An 18,140-nucleotide genomic window follows, 5' to 3' on the forward strand; every position below is an offset into this window, starting at 1 on the left:
AAAAAATTAAAGAGGTCTTACTTTCAGCAAACTGTCGAGTGATAGCTGCTGCGGAGCAATCACAGTGCCTTCGTGTAAGCGGTCGAGCCCTGAGTAAACAATACGCTGCCCCGCCTTAACACCTTTTTCGATGAAATAGTAATTACCGCTTTTACCGGATATGGAAATAGGCACACTGGTTACCTTATTACTATCTGCCACCAGGAACACCATCACTTTATCCTGCATCTCATAAGTAGCTTCAGTAGGCACTACTACAGCGTCGGTAAATTGTTCGGGCAATAATACTTTACCCGTATTACCGGAGCGCAGCAGCCCGGAAGCATTAGGGAAGGTAGCCCGGAAGCTCACAGCGCCCATCGTTTTATCAAACTGGCCTTCCATGGTTTCGATACGGCCTTTTTCTGTATAAATGCTATTGTCGGCCAGTTTCAGTGATACTTCTGGCAGGTGTTTTACTTTTTCCGCGATATTATTTCCAGGCGTTTCATTTTTGAATTTCAGGAACTCCGGCTCGCTCATAGAAAAGTAAGCATATACTTCATTTACATCAGACAATACGGTAAGTGGCTGTGGCTCAGATCTGCCTACTAGCGCACCAACTTTATAAGGAATCCTACCTATATATCCATTCACAGGAGCCGTCATCAGCGTATATCCTACATTGATATACGTAGTACCAAGCTGCGCCTGGGCCTGAGCTACTGCAGCTTTCGCAGCTTCGTAATTAGCCTGTGCAGTTTTAAGCTGTACATCTGATACCACGTTATTCTTTACCAGAGGGGCCAAACGGTCCACCTCTACCTGTGCTTTGTCCAGGTTGGCTTTTGCCGCCTGTAACAATGCGCTGGCATTACTTTGCTGCTCATTATATATGCGATCATTAATCTTAAATAAAGGTTGACCAGCTTTTACAAAAGCGCCTTCGTCTACAAAGATCTTTTCCAGGATACCTTCTACTTGTGGACGGATTTCCACGTTGGTACGGCCTTCCAGCGTAGCGCTGTATTCCCGGAAAGTAGTAGCGGGAATAGCGCTCACTTGCAATACCGGCAACGGTGCTGGCGGCGCCGCTTCGGTTTTTGCCTGCGTAGTACCGCATGCAGACAATACAGAAATAACTATATAACTATAGAGTAAGCCTGCCGGCCAATTTACAAATGTTGATCTCATCTGTTTCATAATACAATTTTAAACGACTAACAATAAAATTCCCCCCTTACGAACAAGGACACAAAAAGGCAGCCTTGGTCGCAGCAATCAGTAACAGTGACAGCAGTGGGTGTGTGAATACAGGTAGGCAGTTATACGATACTCGGGCACATACAATGTCACAGCACAAAGCGTGTGCGAGTACAGCAATTGGTTCCTACTGTAAAAAAAGAAAAAATGAAGGTTTGCGGTTGGCCGCTAAAAAATTTTCATCGGTTTTCAATTTTAAAATGATGCACGGGCGACACCATTAAATTAAACACAACGCAAAAATAGATATTTAAAGTTAACAGACATTTAAATTATTACGGGTTTAATTGTACTTTTCACGGATACTCTTTTGAAATGATGCCGGCGTATATCCGGAATGCTTTTTAAAGAAACGGTTGAAATACGCATCATCTTCAAAACTCAACTGTGCAGCGATCTGCTTAATGGAATGCTCCCCCCAATACAGTAGCCGCTTTGCTTCCATAATACGTTTCTCGTCTATAACATACTTTGCGTTCTTACCCAACAATGCTTTCACGGTGTCATTTAAATGTCCTGGCGAAACGTACAACATTTCTGCATAATCAGACACCTGTGCCTTTTCGTGAAAATGTTCATCTACCAACATCTTAAACTGCCTTACCATATTGTATTGTGAGCTTTCTACATTCATCCATTTTCCGGACGGCTCAGAAATTCTTCCGCAGGCAATTACAAAAGCATTCAGCAATCCCCGGATAATATCGTCTTTGCGGTATTTGTTACCATTATATTCTTTGCGGATCAATGCAGCATAAGCCAATACTTCTTCCAACTGCTCTTCATTAAGCGGTATTAGTCCTGAAGTGAATACACAACGCCAGCAGCTCACTACTCCCTGCAGATCTGGCACTAAAAAATCATTGGTGAAGTATATATTAATCAGCTCCGCATCTTCAGCCATATCATGCCGATGGATCTGGTTAGGCTCCATCAGCATGATAGCAGGCGCTTCTATCTCATAACTTTTAAAATCTATCGACTGCCGTATGCGGCCCTTGATCAATATATCTATGCTATACCCATTGTGGCGGTGCGGTACCTTCAGATCTTCCACACAGGTTTCACACCCTTTCCATTCTCCCATGAAAAAAGAAGCTCCTTCCGCGTAATCACAATTATATACCTGTATATCTGAAATACGTGTTACAACACTTGCTATTTCCATATGCTTTAAATCTTTTCAGGTAAAATTTATGCTGATAAAGGTAACAGATTATAATGGGTACAACCATCTATATGGCTATAGATAAAAAGTATATCATTTACCTTCAGCGGCTTTTTCATCTGCTCTTTCCTGTACCATCACCAGATCACTCAACTTCACATTGATAGGAATATTACCGATCTTTACTATCGCCCGTTTGTCGCGGATCTCCAGCACCTTACCTACCTGGCGGTTAGTGGTAATCTTTACCTGAGAGCCTACTTCAATCTGTCCCTTGATCTCTTCGAATTTCTCCTGTACTTTTTTATTAAGCTTTTCTGTATGTTGTTTTTCCCGGCGACGGAACAAAAGGATTTCAGCTTGTTTCATTACTTTATCCTTTTCATCGGTACGCTTCCACTCTACCACAATCTGTTTAAGTTTACGCTCCATATCTTTCAGGTACTGAAGGTCTTCTTCCTTGATCTGGTTCTGTAGTTTCAACAAGGTATACTGTTGCTGCTTCCGCTCTTTATCTGCCAGGATCTCATATTCTTTTTTGAGCCGCTCGTTTTCCTTCAATAACTGTTGCAGCTCTTTTTCTTTATGTTCTATTTTCTGAAGATCCTGCTCTGCTTTGTTCAACAGCTTATCCAGCTGGAAATGCCCTTCATCCACCAGTTTCCGGGCACGGGCAATCAAAGACGGATGCATACCAATGCGTTCCGCTATAGAGAAAGTATAGGAACTTCCTGGTTTACCTACCATCAATTTGTACATAGGCAACAAGGTTTGCTCATCGAAGCCCATAGCGCCGTTGATAATGCCCTTTACTTTATTCGCCATCACTTTCAGGTTAAGATAATGGGTGGTTACTATGCCGAAAGCATGTTTCTTCGCCAACTCTTCCATAATAACTTCCGCGAAAGCGCCTCCCAAGTTAGGATCGGAACCACTACCCAGTTCATCTATAAAGAACAACGTTCTGCCGTTGGCGTTCTCTATAAAATATTTCATATTCTTCAAATGGGAACTATAGGTACTCAACTCAAACTCCAGCGACTGCGTATCTCCGATGTGGATCATCAATTGTTTGAAGATGCCCATCTGGGAAGAGGGGTGCACGGGCACCAGCAAGCCAGATTGCAGCATCAACTGTATAAGGCCGATGGTTTTCATGGTCACTGTTTTACCTCCTGCATTGGGTCCACTGATCACCAGGATATGTGCATCTTTATCCAGGTTAATGCTAACCGGTACCGTAGGTTTATTGCTTTTACGGTTATACAGTAACAATAATGGGTGGTAAGCCTGGATCAAGTGCAACTGCGCATGTGGTAGCAGCATGGGATAATTGGCATCCATATCCAACGCTAATTTGGCCTTCCCCCGGATAAAATCAAAGGTACCCAGTATTTCGTGGTAGGTGTTCAGCAAACCAGCGTATCCGCTCAATGCCGCAGTCATGGATTTTAATATCCGGTATACTTCCCGTCCTTCTTCTCTTTCGAGGGATTGTACGTCGTTATTCAGCTCAATCGTTTCATCTGGCTCCAGGAAAGCGGTTTTACGGGTGTCCGATTCTCCATGGATAATGCCTTTCACCATGCGCTTATTTTCTGCATAAATAGCTACCACACGACGACCGTTAAGGAAAGCCTCTTCCTGGTCGGCCAGGTAATTAAGCTTCTGGAGCTTTTGTAATATGCGGTCAAAAACACGACGCAGCTCCGTACGTTTACGGAACAGGGACATTCTGATCCTGGCCAGTTCGGGCGAGGCGTTATCTCTCACCTGTCCCAGTTCATCAAGCACTTCATCGATGGTGGTGGTGATCTTTTTTTCGTAGTGTGTTTCCTGGATCACTTCGTACAGCGCAGGGTACTGGCTGCGGCGGTCGTGATCAAAAAAACGGACGATACTATGCATGCTTTCTGCCAATTTTCGCAGTAACATGGCCTGATCACCGGTTAATACCGCACCTTCTATAGCCAGCAGGCGCAGTTCCCTCTTCAGGTTCAGGATATAATCGTTCGGGAAATTCTCTTGCAACAACGTCAGTTGTTTATATTCATGCGCTTGTTGCAAAGCCGTTTTTACGTAATCTATATGCGTATGCAACCGGAGATTAGCGGCCATTTCCTTGCCCAACTCCGTTTTACAATGTTCTTGCAATAATGCCTGTACCTTATCGAATTCCAACTGCATTAACGCAGACTCAGGAAAATATTTCAAGTGATAATTATTTAAAGTAAGAAGGCACAAACGATCTGTCTATCGTTGTTTGTGTCTGGGTAAAAAAGTTTACTATCTATGCGCACAAAGGCGCGGCCAATATATGGCAGAGAAAGCGTTAGTCCGGCAAATTATTAATTCTTGTTCATCTTTTTGTCATTATGCTATCAAACTTATCCGGCAATTCCGGCTTTTTATATGTTGTTCCTGCTGCTGCTGACGTATGCTTTTTTGACGGCTTCGAGGGGCCCTTGGGTTCCTGTAAACTGCAAAAGAATGTTAAAGTTACTTAACTTGTCGTTCTCCTGCATCATATATTACGTAAATTATCATGAATTCAGGTGACCTAAAGATGCTCAAACAGATAGAAAAACCTATACAGCAGTGACTTTGAGACACATGTAAAATATCTGCATCTTTAAAATTTTATTTTTATGAGAAAATATTCAATCTTCATTTTTCTGTTGGCGTTGGCATTTTTTGCCTGCGCCCAAAATAAAAAAGATAAAGTACCCGGTGATATGGAAGTAACCAATAATGAAAAAACGGCGACCGCCACTTTCGGAGCCGGATGCTTCTGGTGCACAGAAGCACAATTTCAATACCTGGATGGCGTACTAAAGGTAGAATCCGGCTATGCCGGCGGTACAGTGGCCAATCCTACTTATGACGAAGTATGCACCGGCACCACTGGTCATGCGGAAGTGATCCGGGTTACCTACGACCCGGCTAAGATCAGCTACGACGAGCTGCTGCAAGCTTTTTGGCTCAGTCATGACCCTACCCAGCTAAACCGCCAGGGAAACGACGTGGGCACCCAATACCGTAGTGTAATCTTCTATAATAGTGAGGAACAGAAAGAAAAAGCGGAATTCTACAAAAAGAAACTGCAGGAATCCGGCGCATACGATAAACCTATTGTGACCGAAATAGCGCCGCTTACTACTTTCTATAAGGCAGAAGATTACCACCAGAACTATTATAACCAGAATGGGTCGCAGCCTTACTGCACCTTTGTGATCAAACCCAAACTGGAAAAATTCAAAAAAGCATTTGCCGGCCACCTGAAAAAACAATAAACGCAACACAATCTACCAAAAGAGGAGGTATCAAAAGTAAATTAAGCGCTTGAGCATTGCTTAACAACGATATGTCTCCATCAGGGACCCGAAGGAAGAGAGGCTGCCTCATACTTTTGAGATAGCCTCTCTTTTTTAATTACCTGGGGGAAGGAATACTAAATCCGGAAATCTTTTATTAACTTATACTACCGTTAATAAAAAGTTCCACTATTAATGATCACTGAACAAGTCTGTCCCTGGTGTGGGAGTTCATATGCAATTCGTACTGTTCCTGTAAGAGAGCCATTTCAAGAAAGGGTCTGTCATCATTGCCAAAGGGAAATTACCGGCATGGAGATTCCACGGTTGGATCTCCACAAAGTAATGGCTGCTCGCCACACCATTGAGGAAAAAACGCTCAGGCTCTGCATGAACACAGGAAAATTACCTGCTATTAAATATTATCTAACCGAAATCAACAAATTACCTGGTCACAGTATAGGCCCCACCGAAGCCCAAAGCACCGTGGAAGCCCTGATTGCTGCCCGTGGCGTAAAAAGGGCGGTAAAAAAACCTGGCAAAAACGGCGGCGTGATCATGCTGATCATACTGGTACTCATTATCGCCTGTATTGTTTATTTCTTTACTCACCGGCATAGATAAATTTTTCCTTTGCCGCTTATTTCGTAATTTTGTACTGTAATAAAGGCAATTACAGAATGAATAATGGAAGATTTCCTATTTCTATGCATATACTGACGCTGATGGCCAGCTCGGAAGGAGAGCTATTATCGTCTGATTATATTGCAAGCAGCATCAATATTAACCCAGTACTGGTACGCAAGGAAATCAGCAATCTCCGTAATCACGGATTAATAGAAAGCAAGGAAGGCAAGAATGGTGGCGCTACACTATCCAGACCAGCCACTAAAATCCAGCTGTCGGAAGTATATCACGCCGTTCAACAAGCATCTCTGCTGGGAAACAGTAAGAATGAACCTAACCCCGACTGCCCGGTAGGCAAACAGATAAAACAGCACCTCCACGAGCTATACCAGGAAATTGAAGCAGCGCTGTTACTCAAATTGGAAAAAATGAGCCTGGCGGATTTTTTGCGCCAGTTCGAATAATTTTTACGCTAAAGGCATTCTGCTATCAGGAATAATATGCAACTGAACGATCTCAGAAATATTACCAGCGAATTTAAAAGCACTGCCCGTATGCCTGTAATGTTTATAGGACATGGTAATCCTATGAATGGCATCAGCGACAATGCCTTTACCCATACCCTCGCCCAAATGGGACAAGCGCTACCTCAACCGCCTGCCGCTATCCTGGTTATTTCAGCGCATTGGCTCACCCGAGGCACCCATGTGCTGGCAGCTCCCCATCCTCAAACAATTCACGATTTTGGCGGATTCCCGGATGCGCTATACCAAGTACAGTATCCAGCGCCCGGTGCCCCGGAACTGGCCAGGGAAACCAAGCTACTGATCACCTCCGCCAACGTAACAGAAGACCTTGATTGGGGCCTGGATCATGGTACCTGGACGATATTACGGCATATGTATCCTAAAGCCAATATCCCTGTATACCAGTTGAGCATCGACTATTATCAATCGCCCGAATACCATTATAAACTGGCTGCAGAACTGCAAACCTTACGCAATAAAGGCATCCTGATCATGGGTAGCGGAAACATTGTGCATAACCTCAGAAAAGTTATCTTTTCCGACAACGCCCCGCCTTACGACTGGGCTGTTTCTTTTGACGCAACAGTAAAAAATAAACTGGAACAAGGCGCTTTTAACGACCTCGTCAACTACCATACCCTGGGCCTGGAAGCCCAGTTATCCATTCCTAGCAACGATCATTACCTGCCTATGATTTATACCCTGGGTGTAATAGATAAAAATGAGCAAATCCGGTTCACCTACGAAGAAATACAAAACGGCAGTGTTAGCATGCGTTGTTTCCAGACTGTTTAAACGGCCCTTAAACACTTTGCTTTAACAGGAAAACTAATAAGCATAGCCGCTTCCTGGCACCTTATCAGGCAATCAGCAGATCTCCTTCCCGCTTTACCTGGTTATTATAGATGCTAATGTCAATTGCTTTCATTATCTCTTCTTTCATCTCTTCCGTTACCCGGCTATATCCGAACATTTTAGCGATGAAAGGCACCGCATCTTCCCGCTGGATAGCTACCGCATCTTTCACTACTTTTTCGAGGGCTACGCCTATTTCTTCCGTTGAGATATAACTGATTTTGCGGGCAGCGGCAGGCAACAGGCTGCGGTTGCGCACCATCGGGACGGGCAGGGAGGTATGCCATAGAAATTGTCCTTTTATTTTAATCCGTTTACTGGCATCAGAATGGCGCACAGCATGACGTAATATTTCCCGGATACGTGGACCAACCCTGGTAATACCAGCAGCTTCTACCATACGACGGGCCAGTTCATCAAAATGCACCGGGCTTTCTATCGTCACGATGTCTTCTATCCAATTACAAAGCTTTCCGATGGGCAATAAATGAAATTCCTGTTCCTGTATTTCAGGAGGCAATACAGCCGTTTCGTAGGCAGGCACTTCTTTCTCCTGCGATCTTACCACTTCGCGGGTAAGCGCTGGCGAGTCTTCTTTTAAATGGTTGGCCTCCTCCTGATCATCCATAGCAATAGCTAATCTGCTTTGTTCTATGGCCGCCACTAGGCGGTTTAACTCCCGGTCTGGATAACGGAACCAGTCAGTGCTCCAAATGCGGTAAATCTTCCAGCCCATTGCCTCCAGCACCTGCTGCCGCAACCGGTCACGGTCGCGGGCCGATCTCGCGGTATGGTAAGCAGCGCCATCACATTCTATTCCCAATAAATAACGACCTGGATTTTCTACATCTACAATCGCCAGATCTATATAAAAACCTTTAGCGCCTATTTGTTTACGTACCGTATAGCCGGCTGCTTCCAACTTCGCAGCCACATTTTCCTCAAAAGGGCTGTCGGCCGGCAACCCGGTTTCCTCGGTCATGTACAACTTACCTTGTTGTGCAAAATAGAGGAAATTCTTAAGCGACCGTATGCCCTGGCTCTTGGTACGGCTTACATCAATATCATCTGCTGTAATGTTGGTAAATACCTCACACCGGGTTTTAGCACGGGTAATGAGCACATTAAGCCTTCTTTCACCCCCTTCATTGTTCAGCGGTCCGAAAGACATGGCCACATATCCTTCTTCCGTACGTCCGTAACCGATAGAGATAAAGATCACCTCCCTTTCATCCCCCTGCACATTTTCCAGGTTCTTAACAAAAAAAGGCTCATCGCGGTGATTGTTGAAAAAGCTTTCCAGCTCCGGCAACTGACGCCTACGCAATTCCAGTGCATCGCTGATAGCCTGGCGTTGGGAAGTGCTAAAAGCAACTACACCCAGGCTCAACGCCGGATACTTACGCGCATGCTCCATCACCGCATCTGCTACTATCTCCGCTTCTTTTGGATTGGTGCGGGTTTTGCCGCGATCGTATGCTGTATTTTTCAGGTGGTGAAATACCAATCCTTTATTTTCTTTAGAACCAGGACTGGGAAATATCACCAGACGGTTGTCATAAAACTCATGATTGGAAAGGGTGATCAACGACTCATGCCGGCTACGGTAATGCCAGCGCAGCATACGTTGGGGCGCCCCCTGCGCATCGCATAGCCCCAGAATACTCTGCATATCTGCCGTTACATTTTCTTCATCGTCTGTTTCTTTAGTGAGGGAATCGAAGAAACTAGTGGGCGGTAATTGTTTGTTGTCGCCCACTACCACTAGTTGCTTTCCGCGCAGGATAGCACCCAGTGCTTCCACCGGCTTTACCTGGCTAGCCTCATCAAATATCACCAGATCAAATTCCAATGCTGCTGGTGGAAGGAAATTGGCAATAGACAAAGGACTCATCATAAACACCGGCTTAATGGCCTGTATAGCCAACCCTGCTTCCTGCATGAGCTTGCGGATAGGCATATGCCGGGCTTTTTTGTTAAACTCGGTGCGTAAAATATTCACCTGTCCGCCAGCATCTACACGGGGCATCTGCTCCCAGTGATGCAGGGCCGCACGGGCACGGTTATACTGTTGGTCTAATACATCCAGGCGACGAAACTGCTGAACCATTGCTTCATGTCCGCCGCGCTCAAACCTGCGCAGGGCTGGCTGTGATTTCACCGCTGTTTCCGCTAGATGCTCGTACCAGGTTTTAAGCAAAGCGGTTTTCAAGTATTGATGGGCATCGCTCCACTCACGGGCGGCAAGAATAAGGCAACCCATATTTTCCTGTATAGCCGTTTCCGTTATATTGTTCCAAGAAATAAGATGATGTATTTCTGGCAATTGGTCTATCCATACTTGTAATTGCTGTTGCTGCCTTACTAACGGTGCCGGGTAATGGAAAACGTCCATCTCCAATTGCTGTAATACCGCATCGGTATGTGCTTGCTGTTCCAGCAGCAGGCGGGTTAATAGTTGTTCATCTACACGGGCGGCAGCCGCATCACGGGTATTGCTTAAATAAGTGATCGCGGCAGCCGGCATATTACCTTCAGCTACATATCCGTGCAGCTCCATTAGGTATTCGCCGGCCGTTTGCACGGCCAGCCAATTAGTTTGCGTTTTCTGCCACCGGCTGCCAAACAAAGTTTTCGCCAAAGCAGTATATTCTCTGACTATGGCATCCTGTCTTCTGAACTCCAGTATAGCATCTATATACAGCAATTTCTCTTCATTGCCCACCGTTAAAGGCCGACGGCACAAAGCAGCTAATTGCCGGTTGCTTCGTTTATAATCGCCTATCAGGAATTTGTACCACTTATGGCCATGGGCCAACAGGTGTTGCCTCATCTCCATTACTTGCTGCTCCCAGGCTTCAGGGATAAAGATATCCTGGTATTGCTGTTGTATAGCAGTAACAGCTTGGCCTGCTTCTAACCAGGCCAGGATGTCTTGTTTATTTGTGAACCAGGTGCTATTGTTAACGTCCAGTCCTTGCAGATCAGGCTGTTTTGCCAGCAAATCACATATACCCGCCAGCTCCGTAGTAGCTGGCCTGTCTGCCGGAGCGGCTATGCCCATTTTTGTTGCGATGGCATTAGCCGCTTGCAACAACGCATTTACCGCCGCATTTGCCCCTGCCAATTGCCGGGCTAGCACCTGTTGCTCATGTGGCAATAATACCACCAGCCGGCTACCCCGGAAAGTTAGTTCCGAAGGCACTCCTATTTCCTGCAAACAGGCCTGGATACGCAGCGCCATAGCTGTAGCGCGGTTTATTGCAGCTGCATCCCACTGTGCTATTTGAGGCAAGGAAATCGCAGGCAGCTCCACTCCGATTGTTTCTTCGTAGATGCATAACAGGTAGCCCATCACTTGATGGGCTGTTAAACCACTTTTATCAATAAACCCGTTCACAGCTAAACAGTAATCATTGAGCTGTTTTTTATGGTTATTGAGCAATAATACTTCTTCCTGCAACTTTTGAATAGCCGGGCGGCCCAGTTCCAACACCCGGCGAAGTTCCTGATGCAGTTCTTTTTTATTGGCTTTATGGCTATGTAGTTCCAAGCAGGCATCTCCCAGCTGGCTATTATCCAGCCGGCGTTTTACTACTTCCAGGGCAGCCATTTTCTCGGCTACAAACAGTACTTTCTTTCCCCGGCCAATAGCGTCTGCAATCACGTTGGTGATAGTTTGCGACTTTCCGGTACCTGGAGGGCCTTGTATCACCAGGTTGCGACCTTCCTGTACTGCCAACATAGCGAGGATTTGGGAACTGTCGGCATCTACTACCTGATATAGTTCATGCGCCTGCGTATCGTTATCAATAAAAGCATCCTCCGGAACAATAGGTTGCTGATCGGAGAAGCCACCGCCAAAAAGGCTCTGGATCACCGGGTGAGTAATAATATTATCGCCCTGCTGCCATTTTGCGGTATCCAGGTCGTTATAGATCATAAATTTCCCGAAAGAGAAAAAACCCAGCTCAATAGCGTCTCTTTCCACTTTCCAGCGGGGTATAACAGCTACAGCTGCTATTACTTCTTCCAACCAGGCGTTTACATCAAAATCTTCTGCCTCCGGCAAATCAGGAATATGGATATTGAAGTCCGCTTTCATTTTTGCTTGCAGAGAGATGTTAGCCCCTATTTCCTCCAGTGAATATTTTACGCGGAAACGTTCGCGTGCACTGGACCGGTCGAGCAACACCGGTATCATGATCAGGGGAGCTAACCTGGCTTCCTCACTGGTCGCATCTTCGTACCAGTGCAACATTCCCAGGGAAATATATAGGATGTTCACTCCTTGTTCTTCCATGCTCATTCTGGCAGCATAATAAGTGTTGAGTAGCCTGGCATGAAGATTCATCTGGTTTTCATCCGTTTGCAAACGGGTATCGCTATACGCTTCTTTAGATACCTGTTCCTGGTATTCCATTACTTCTTCCCCCTGTTTTTTATCAGGACGATCCAGAAATGTCATGGTTTTATTTTCCCTTACCAGGATATCGTAGATATAGGCAGATTGTTCATCTACTATATGCAATCCTTTGCCTGCGGGCAATCTATAATTTAGCAGCGGGTTTCTGAGGCCTAAATCCAGTAATTCCTTGCGGGAAGATTCAAGTCTGGTTAATATGGATGCGATCATAATTGCAATAATGAAATACGGCACAAATATATTTTATAAACGTGGGAAGGGCGGGAAGAAGTATGCAAAATGAATAAAAACACGCCGCGCCAACAAAGGAGACAGCTGATATGCTGGTCCCTACTTCAGGAGTGGTAGTAAAATGATACTTTACAAGCCCCACTCAAAAGACGTTTGTACATTAGCGATAGTGGATGAATACTACATTTTTATTGATGCCGGTAAACATTTCCTGGACGTAAAAAAAGGGGCCCTTTTATCAGGGAAAAGAGGGGCAAAGCTGGCGCTAATAATAATTGTAAATTTGATTTATTTTTGTTATATTAACGAGGTAATTATCTTCCAGGCAACTGCTTTGCGGACTCATCCTTGTGCGAGAAAAGCGAGGCGCAGCTATGGCCCGGATATTGCAGCAGCGATCATAGTAAATAAAATGGTGATTATGAAACAGGTTACTATCACGGTAGACGGCAAAGAATACACCATACAGGTAACTTCAATAGCCGGTAACATGCTATACATCGTGAAAGCGTGTGATGCAGATACTGTTTTCAGCGCAGATGATCAAGGTAATATTGTTCCACGGGATATACCCCATCCTCCCGAAAGTTTACAAAAGATCGGGCGGGGCATTCAATCGGCTTTAAACGCTTAGGTTCGATAAAGTAAATAAAGTGGAGCCGGGTAGACACCCAGCTTTTCATTTAATGGTTGTTATGATAACGCCAACTTTCTTAATATCCTTTATAGGTCCATATACCTCCTGGTAAGGGAGCTTTACTTTCAGACATCAATTTTATATTCAATAATACAGAACAAAGAGCAATCATAGACAATACGATAATTAATATCCTGCACAACCGTTTATAAAAAAAAAGTTGGTCTTCCAACTCTTGCCGGGAGTGCAATTCCGCGTGTGAGATCGCCTGCTTCATTGCCATATCGAATACTTCCATGCTGATGGTTTCTTTGTTTTTCATAGTAAATAATTTTAGTAACAGGGGTAATAGGGTAAGTATGTAAACAGCAAGGGATTGATCACACAATGGTGCTCAAAACATGGTTTCCTGAATGCCCTTGAACTTATGAAGCTTCCGCCGTTGTTGATAAAATAAAAGCTTTTTTCATATTGATTATTTAGAGGTGATGAGAGTTACGGGCACAAAAAAGCGCGGAACTCAACTTGTGGCCCAGACCGACCAAGGCGGAAACCGACAAGAAGAGCCCGCGCACATACGCGGGCCTCGCTCTCATCCCTGCTTCCTGAGTTTGGTCGGTCTGGGACAGGTATAAAAGCAATGCCTCAAATACTTTTTACTATAGGGGAGGCAAAGATAAACGAATATAACAATTTTTTTAATTTTCTATACGATCGTATAGAAACAAACCAACTTTTTTCTATCATCTTCTAACAGTGAATGATAATGAAGCCGACATATTGAAAAAACTTGGCCGGAGGATACGAACCTTTCGGGAAGCTCAGGGATTGACTCTGCTTGACATAGAGATAGAAACAGGCATCCACAACGGACACTTGTCGTTGATAGAAAATGGTCAAAAGAAAGTACAGTTTTTCACGATATACAGAATCGCTAAAGCGCTCAAAGTTCCCTTCTCTGCTTTAGCAGACTTCTAAAAACAACTGGCTTTGCAATAGGAAAACAGGTGATTACTAATTTAATTAGCATAAACGGGAGCAGTTAGTAAGAATAATGAGTGGAGTGTGCAATAATAACTGTACTTAGCGGCGAAGCCATTAAGGTTAGATGCTGAATAATACAGGAAAGCTTTCCGTCTAAATAAAAGTTACTACTGGTACATGCAAAAATACTTAGTTTCCAGCCTTAACCAGGAAATAGAAAATAAATAGCCGGGTAGACACCCAGCTTTTTGTTTAATGATTGTTATGATAACGCCAACTATATTTTAGTATCGGTCCACATGCCATGGGACAAGAGAAAAGGCGTTGCATCGTTGATAAGTTTGATATTAAGCAGTACAGAGCAAAGTGCAATTGTGCCTAAGGTGATAATCAGCACCAAACACAATCTTTTGTATAGATATAGCTGTTCTTCCAGCTGGCGCCGTTTATTCGTACTAGCATACACGTTAGCATGCTTGAGGGCCATCAGGAACATTTCTTTTCTAGCAGTGTCTTTTTCGTTTACGGATTTCATCAGGGCTCTTTATAGGTTTTATAGGTATTATAATAAAAGAGTCCGGCCAGGGAAAACAAAAGCGCGGAACTCTTACAATGCCACCTGAGACCCCTGCGAGGGTAATGGGACGACAAAGAAGAGCCCGCGCTAAAACGCGAGCACCTTCCTTTTATCCCCATCCCATGTGAATTTCGCAGGTTCTCAGGTGTGGATATACAGAAGCAGCTTCCAATAAGTTTTAAGAGCTGCAAAGCTAGCCCAAATTATAATAAAAAAATTAAAGTTTCAAATTTGAGATTCTTAATATGAATATTTATATTAAGCATTTCTACTTAAATCTTCATATATGGAATTTTTATTAAGGAATGTATCTTGTAAGATTGCATAAATGAGGCCGAAACGAAAACGGGTTTTTATTGCACGAGAAATTCCCGACGCTGAGTTAACAACGCTGATAGCAGAAATCAGTGAGTTAATCAAGACCCATCGAACTACTACCGGTGGATCTCTAGAAGATTTTGCCTATGAAATTGGCATCAGCAGAAGCACACTAGTACGCGCAGAAAGTGGCGGCGATATGGTATTAAGCAATTTTCTCCGCATAATTTATGGGCTAAACATGGAGCCGGAAGATTTCTTTAAAGAATTAAAGAAGAAGCAAAAGTAGGAGAAGATGTTTGCGGAAATGAGTCTTGAGAAGTGGGCATTAAAAAATCTGATGGAAAAAAGTGCTGACGCCACACAGCAGAAACGGGAAGCCGTTACCTATTTGACACTGAAAAACAGCTAAGTAACCGCAAGGCGTGTAAATTGATGGGAATATCCCGGACCACCTGTCAGTATTACCCAAAAGGAAGGACTATTTCACTAAGTGTGTAAATTTAAAAATCGGGGAATCAGATTAATTGTGATAGTCAATGCTTTGTAGAAGTTAAAACTTAATCTGACAGTTATTGTTAAACAAATAACTCAAAAAGATTAAGTTTTAACTTCTACAATTTAATATTCCCCTAAAATAATCTCAATACTCTATGGAAACTTCGGTTTCTTTTTCCTTGTTTCAATAGCACTAATTAATTTTAAAATCTCTTTCCCTATCTTTTTATCAACGTGATCCTGCTTTGATTGCAAAAATGGAATATCATCTATAGAACCATATTTCTTAAACACCTTGAACCACGTATCCACTGGGTATTTATCAAATATTTGCTCAAGAAAAGCTATTAACTCTTTCTCATTTTTAAATCCTCCTTTATTGGGTAGTCCTAATATTAATATTTGCCGCTCTAACGCATACTCATGATTTAAAAGCTGATCCTTAAGCCAAATAGAAATATCTTCTGTCGGTGCATAAACTAATGCTACTTCAAAACCACTTTTTATTGAAAAATTAAAATCCTCACGATTAAATAAGTCAATAATAACTGAAGGATTAAAAGGTTCTTTTGCACTTATTAAAGACCGAACTAAAAGATCACCGGTCCCTAGATGCTCCTTATAAATATCTGGCAACCACTTTAATATTATGGCAACTTCCTCCGGCTGAAGTTCCTCTTTCTTAAAAATATAATTAGAATCATAGTACTTGAAGCCTGCAACTTCAAGCTCTTTTAACATCTCTCTTTCAATTTGTCCCATGCCTTAATATAGATTATTATGTTCCTGGAATCGTCTTCCTTCTAACATTTCCATTATTAATTTGTTGTTGCAATTGCTGAGATACCTTAGTATCCGACCTTAGCCATAACATAAACTTTCTTCCTCCATTTTGAGCATGCTGTATGGCGTCCTTTAATTGAGTGCTAAGATATTGGTAAGCTACATTCTTAGTCTCATGCAATTGAGTTTTTGTAGATTTATCCGCTTCTCTCGTTTTCCCTGATGCACCTTGATATATCTCCTTCTGACCAGGCTTATCTGACCCGGTTGCTGTTTCGCCCTGTGAGCCAGTACGATTCGGAGCTGCCCCTCCCTTAGCTAAAACAACATTACTTATGTTTATAGCTAAACCCTCTGAAGCTCTTACTGAAGAACCATTAGCTAATGCTAATGCTGCACTTTCACCAGGTGCACCACCTCCGGGCATTGGAAGCGGCATATAACTTGCCACCGTCGTAGCTGTATTATATTGATCTGCCTGACCTCCCGATAATCCTAATGTTTCAGCGGATGTCCTTCCACCACCCGCAGCATTAATGATTCCCAAAGTTGCTGTTGCAACCCGACCCAAAAATGACCCAACGGCCTCTCTTGTCTTTGTTATCCCACCATTTACAGCTTCTCCTATTTCTTGTGCATTTAGGGGAACTGGAATATAGCTTATGCCAGGACCACCATATGGTTCATCACCTAAAAAATCTTGATATCTAATCGGATTATCATAGTTAGAGACATACGGCGACCACGCCTCCATATTCTCAATCTTCGGATCTATCTGGTTCCACCTTCCTATCTGAGGATCAAGGTTTCTTAACTGCGCATCATATATATCCAGATCTAACTCGTTGGTATACTCGATACCGTTATACTTTTTACGGTTCTCCGGATAATTCGCACCTTTTAAGACATTGGAGCTTATCCCACTCATGGTGAGTCCAAACGGATAATAATGTGTCTCCTCCAACAACGGACCTGATGCACTTTTCCTGTTCACTTCCCCATTGGCGACACATTTTTTTCAAAGACCTACCCCTAAAATAAATAAAATCCGGACAGTCATGCCCGGATTTTATTTATTTTGCCACTGCTTTATTTAGAGCCACTATTTAAAGCATCTCAAGAGCCTGGGTCATTGTACCCGGGCTTCGTTTTTTAAGCCAGGTATTGAACCAGCACGACAGGAACTTGTCGCGGTAAGCGGCGTATTTCTTTTCAGCCTCCTGGCTGCCGTTGCACCAACGGTTACGCAGCTGCTCCAGTTCATAGAACATCTGGTGCAGTTCTTCGTTTTCAAAAAGATGCAGTCCATAACCGCAGTTCATAAAATAATCAATCGCCATCCATCGCTCGTTGCTTCCGTTGCCGCCGTACAGGTCATGGCCCAGATCATTGATAAAAACCTGCAAGATCCTTGACAGATCAACGTCCAGCAGTTCGCATAATAAACGTACCTGTTCCGGTACTTGCAGGGCGTAGCTTTCCTCGCCACGCTGTAGCTGTGTTTTGTTTTCCATAATTATATTTTAAAAATGAAGAATAAAAAACAATCTTCTACAAGGGATAAAACGAACGTCCGGGAGAATAGATGATGTGTTACTGCCGCTGATCTTATATTCTCAGGTTGATCAGGGAACTATCGTCCAGCCTATGTTGTGTCGCTGCTCACATCATCTGTTCTCCCGGACGCAGCAAGATAGTACAACAGATGATCAAGGTACTGACGCTGGTGTTCGCGCAGTTTATTCTTCCATCGCCGGGCCAGCGGTATAACGCTGATGGCTATATCCTGTCGCCCCAACATACGGTCTGCCGCCCCGCACCGCCATTCCCTGTCTTGTCCTGAAATAGGTTTACACAAAAAATGTAAAAAATGAAGAAAATCGTCAAACTTAAGAACGGTTACTATCTGGAAAGTGACAAGCATCTTATTATTCAGGCCTATTTGAGTTCAAA

At 43.6% G+C, this 18,140-nt stretch carries 17 protein-coding genes; 7 read left to right on the forward strand and 10 right to left on the reverse strand.

Annotated features, from left to right (window positions below):
* Nucleotides 1-6 precede the first annotated feature (6 nt).
* The 3 genes from ACDQ55_RS15835 to ACDQ55_RS15845 all read right to left on the reverse strand — a co-directional run bounded on the left by ACDQ55_RS15835 (nucleotide 7) and on the right by ACDQ55_RS15845 (nucleotide 4,624).
* Nucleotides 7-1,182 (reverse strand): efflux RND transporter periplasmic adaptor subunit, encoded by a 1,176-nt coding sequence (locus ACDQ55_RS15835; RefSeq protein WP_420982404.1) that lies wholly within the window; start codon nucleotides 1,180-1,182, stop codon nucleotides 7-9.
* Nucleotides 1,183-1,525: 343 nt separating this feature from the next.
* The gene (locus ACDQ55_RS15840) at nucleotides 1,526-2,410 is read right to left on the reverse strand and encodes a helix-turn-helix domain-containing protein (protein ID WP_420982406.1); all 885 of its coding nucleotides are present in this window, start codon (nucleotides 2,408-2,410) and stop codon (nucleotides 1,526-1,528) included.
* A 93-nt stretch (nucleotides 2,411-2,503) separates the two neighbouring features.
* Nucleotides 2,504-4,624 carry an endonuclease MutS2 gene (locus ACDQ55_RS15845; RefSeq protein ID WP_420982408.1) on the reverse strand — a complete coding sequence of 707 codons (2,121 nt, stop codon included), beginning with the start codon at nucleotides 4,622-4,624 and terminating at the stop codon, nucleotides 2,504-2,506.
* Between the two features lie 434 nt (nucleotides 4,625-5,058).
* Here ACDQ55_RS15845 and msrA point away from each other — a divergent pair, with 434 nt between their 5' ends.
* The 4 genes from msrA (at nucleotide 5,059) to ygiD (ending at nucleotide 7,673) form a co-directional block, all read left to right on the forward strand.
* Nucleotides 5,059-5,703: a peptide-methionine (S)-S-oxide reductase MsrA gene (gene msrA, locus ACDQ55_RS15850; protein ID WP_420982410.1), complete on the forward strand. Its 645-nt coding sequence runs from the start codon at nucleotides 5,059-5,061 to the stop codon at nucleotides 5,701-5,703.
* Between the two features lie 411 nt (nucleotides 5,704-6,114).
* Entirely contained in the window at nucleotides 6,115-6,348 is a 234-nt protein-coding gene (locus ACDQ55_RS15855; protein ID WP_420982411.1) for a hypothetical protein, read from the forward strand.
* Nucleotides 6,349-6,404: 56 nt separating this feature from the next.
* Nucleotides 6,405-6,815, forward strand: coding sequence for an RrF2 family transcriptional regulator (locus tag ACDQ55_RS15860; protein ID WP_420982412.1), 411 nt, complete (start codon nucleotides 6,405-6,407; stop codon nucleotides 6,813-6,815).
* A 36-nt stretch (nucleotides 6,816-6,851) separates the two neighbouring features.
* Nucleotides 6,852-7,673 (forward strand): 4,5-DOPA dioxygenase extradiol, encoded by an 822-nt coding sequence (gene ygiD, locus ACDQ55_RS15865; protein ID WP_420982414.1) that lies wholly within the window; start codon nucleotides 6,852-6,854, stop codon nucleotides 7,671-7,673.
* Nucleotides 7,674-7,737: 64 nt separating this feature from the next.
* On the opposite strand, the gene ACDQ55_RS15870 is transcribed toward ygiD, so the two are convergent.
* Nucleotides 7,738-12,369 (reverse strand): DUF3320 domain-containing protein, encoded by a 4,632-nt coding sequence (locus tag ACDQ55_RS15870; RefSeq protein ID WP_420982415.1) that lies wholly within the window; start codon nucleotides 12,367-12,369, stop codon nucleotides 7,738-7,740.
* Nucleotides 12,370-12,811: 442 nt separating this feature from the next.
* On the opposite strand from ACDQ55_RS15870, the gene ACDQ55_RS15875 reads away from it, so the two are divergent.
* Nucleotides 12,812-13,024, forward strand: coding sequence for a hypothetical protein (locus ACDQ55_RS15875; protein ID WP_420982416.1), 213 nt, complete (start codon nucleotides 12,812-12,814; stop codon nucleotides 13,022-13,024).
* Between the two features lie 79 nt (nucleotides 13,025-13,103).
* Here the strand turns inward: ACDQ55_RS15875 and ACDQ55_RS15880 are convergent, their stop codons facing one another.
* Nucleotides 13,104-13,349 carry a hypothetical protein gene (locus tag ACDQ55_RS15880; protein ID WP_420982418.1) on the reverse strand — a complete coding sequence of 82 codons (246 nt, stop codon included), beginning with the start codon at nucleotides 13,347-13,349 and terminating at the stop codon, nucleotides 13,104-13,106.
* Between the two features lie 434 nt (nucleotides 13,350-13,783).
* Here ACDQ55_RS15880 and ACDQ55_RS15885 point away from each other — a divergent pair, with 434 nt between their 5' ends.
* Nucleotides 13,784-14,005, forward strand: coding sequence for a helix-turn-helix domain-containing protein (locus ACDQ55_RS15885; protein WP_420982420.1), 222 nt, complete (start codon nucleotides 13,784-13,786; stop codon nucleotides 14,003-14,005).
* A gap of 283 nt (nucleotides 14,006-14,288) precedes the next feature.
* On the opposite strand, the gene ACDQ55_RS15890 is transcribed toward ACDQ55_RS15885, so the two are convergent.
* On the reverse strand, nucleotides 14,289-14,546 hold the full coding sequence (locus ACDQ55_RS15890) for a hypothetical protein (protein WP_420982421.1): 258 nt from the start codon (nucleotides 14,544-14,546) through the stop codon (nucleotides 14,289-14,291).
* Nucleotides 14,547-14,916: 370 nt separating this feature from the next.
* Between ACDQ55_RS15890 and ACDQ55_RS15895 the strand changes: the two genes are divergently transcribed.
* On the forward strand, nucleotides 14,917-15,195 hold the full coding sequence (locus ACDQ55_RS15895; protein ID WP_420982423.1) for a helix-turn-helix domain-containing protein: 279 nt from the start codon (nucleotides 14,917-14,919) through the stop codon (nucleotides 15,193-15,195).
* A gap of 362 nt (nucleotides 15,196-15,557) precedes the next feature.
* On the opposite strand, the gene ACDQ55_RS15900 is transcribed toward ACDQ55_RS15895, so the two are convergent.
* The 4 genes from ACDQ55_RS15900 to ACDQ55_RS15915 all read right to left on the reverse strand — a co-directional run bounded on the left by ACDQ55_RS15900 (nucleotide 15,558) and on the right by ACDQ55_RS15915 (nucleotide 18,045).
* A complete protein-coding gene (locus ACDQ55_RS15900) occupies nucleotides 15,558-16,166 on the reverse strand; it encodes a hypothetical protein (RefSeq protein ID WP_420982425.1) in 609 nt (202 codons plus the stop codon).
* 16 nt (nucleotides 16,167-16,182) lie between these two features.
* Entirely contained in the window at nucleotides 16,183-17,181 is a 999-nt protein-coding gene (locus tag ACDQ55_RS15905; protein ID WP_420982427.1) for a putative toxin, read from the reverse strand.
* 112 nt (nucleotides 17,182-17,293) lie between these two features.
* The gene (locus ACDQ55_RS15910) at nucleotides 17,294-17,701 is read right to left on the reverse strand and encodes a hypothetical protein (protein WP_420982429.1); all 408 of its coding nucleotides are present in this window, start codon (nucleotides 17,699-17,701) and stop codon (nucleotides 17,294-17,296) included.
* Nucleotides 17,702-17,832: 131 nt separating this feature from the next.
* A complete protein-coding gene (locus tag ACDQ55_RS15915) occupies nucleotides 17,833-18,045 on the reverse strand; it encodes a hypothetical protein (RefSeq protein ID WP_420982431.1) in 213 nt (70 codons plus the stop codon).
* Nucleotides 18,046-18,140: the final 95 nt, after the last annotated feature.

It is taken from the genome of Chitinophaga sp. 30R24 (genome assembly GCF_049056765.1).
Classification (GTDB): Bacteria; Bacteroidota; Bacteroidia; order Chitinophagales; family Chitinophagaceae; genus Chitinophaga.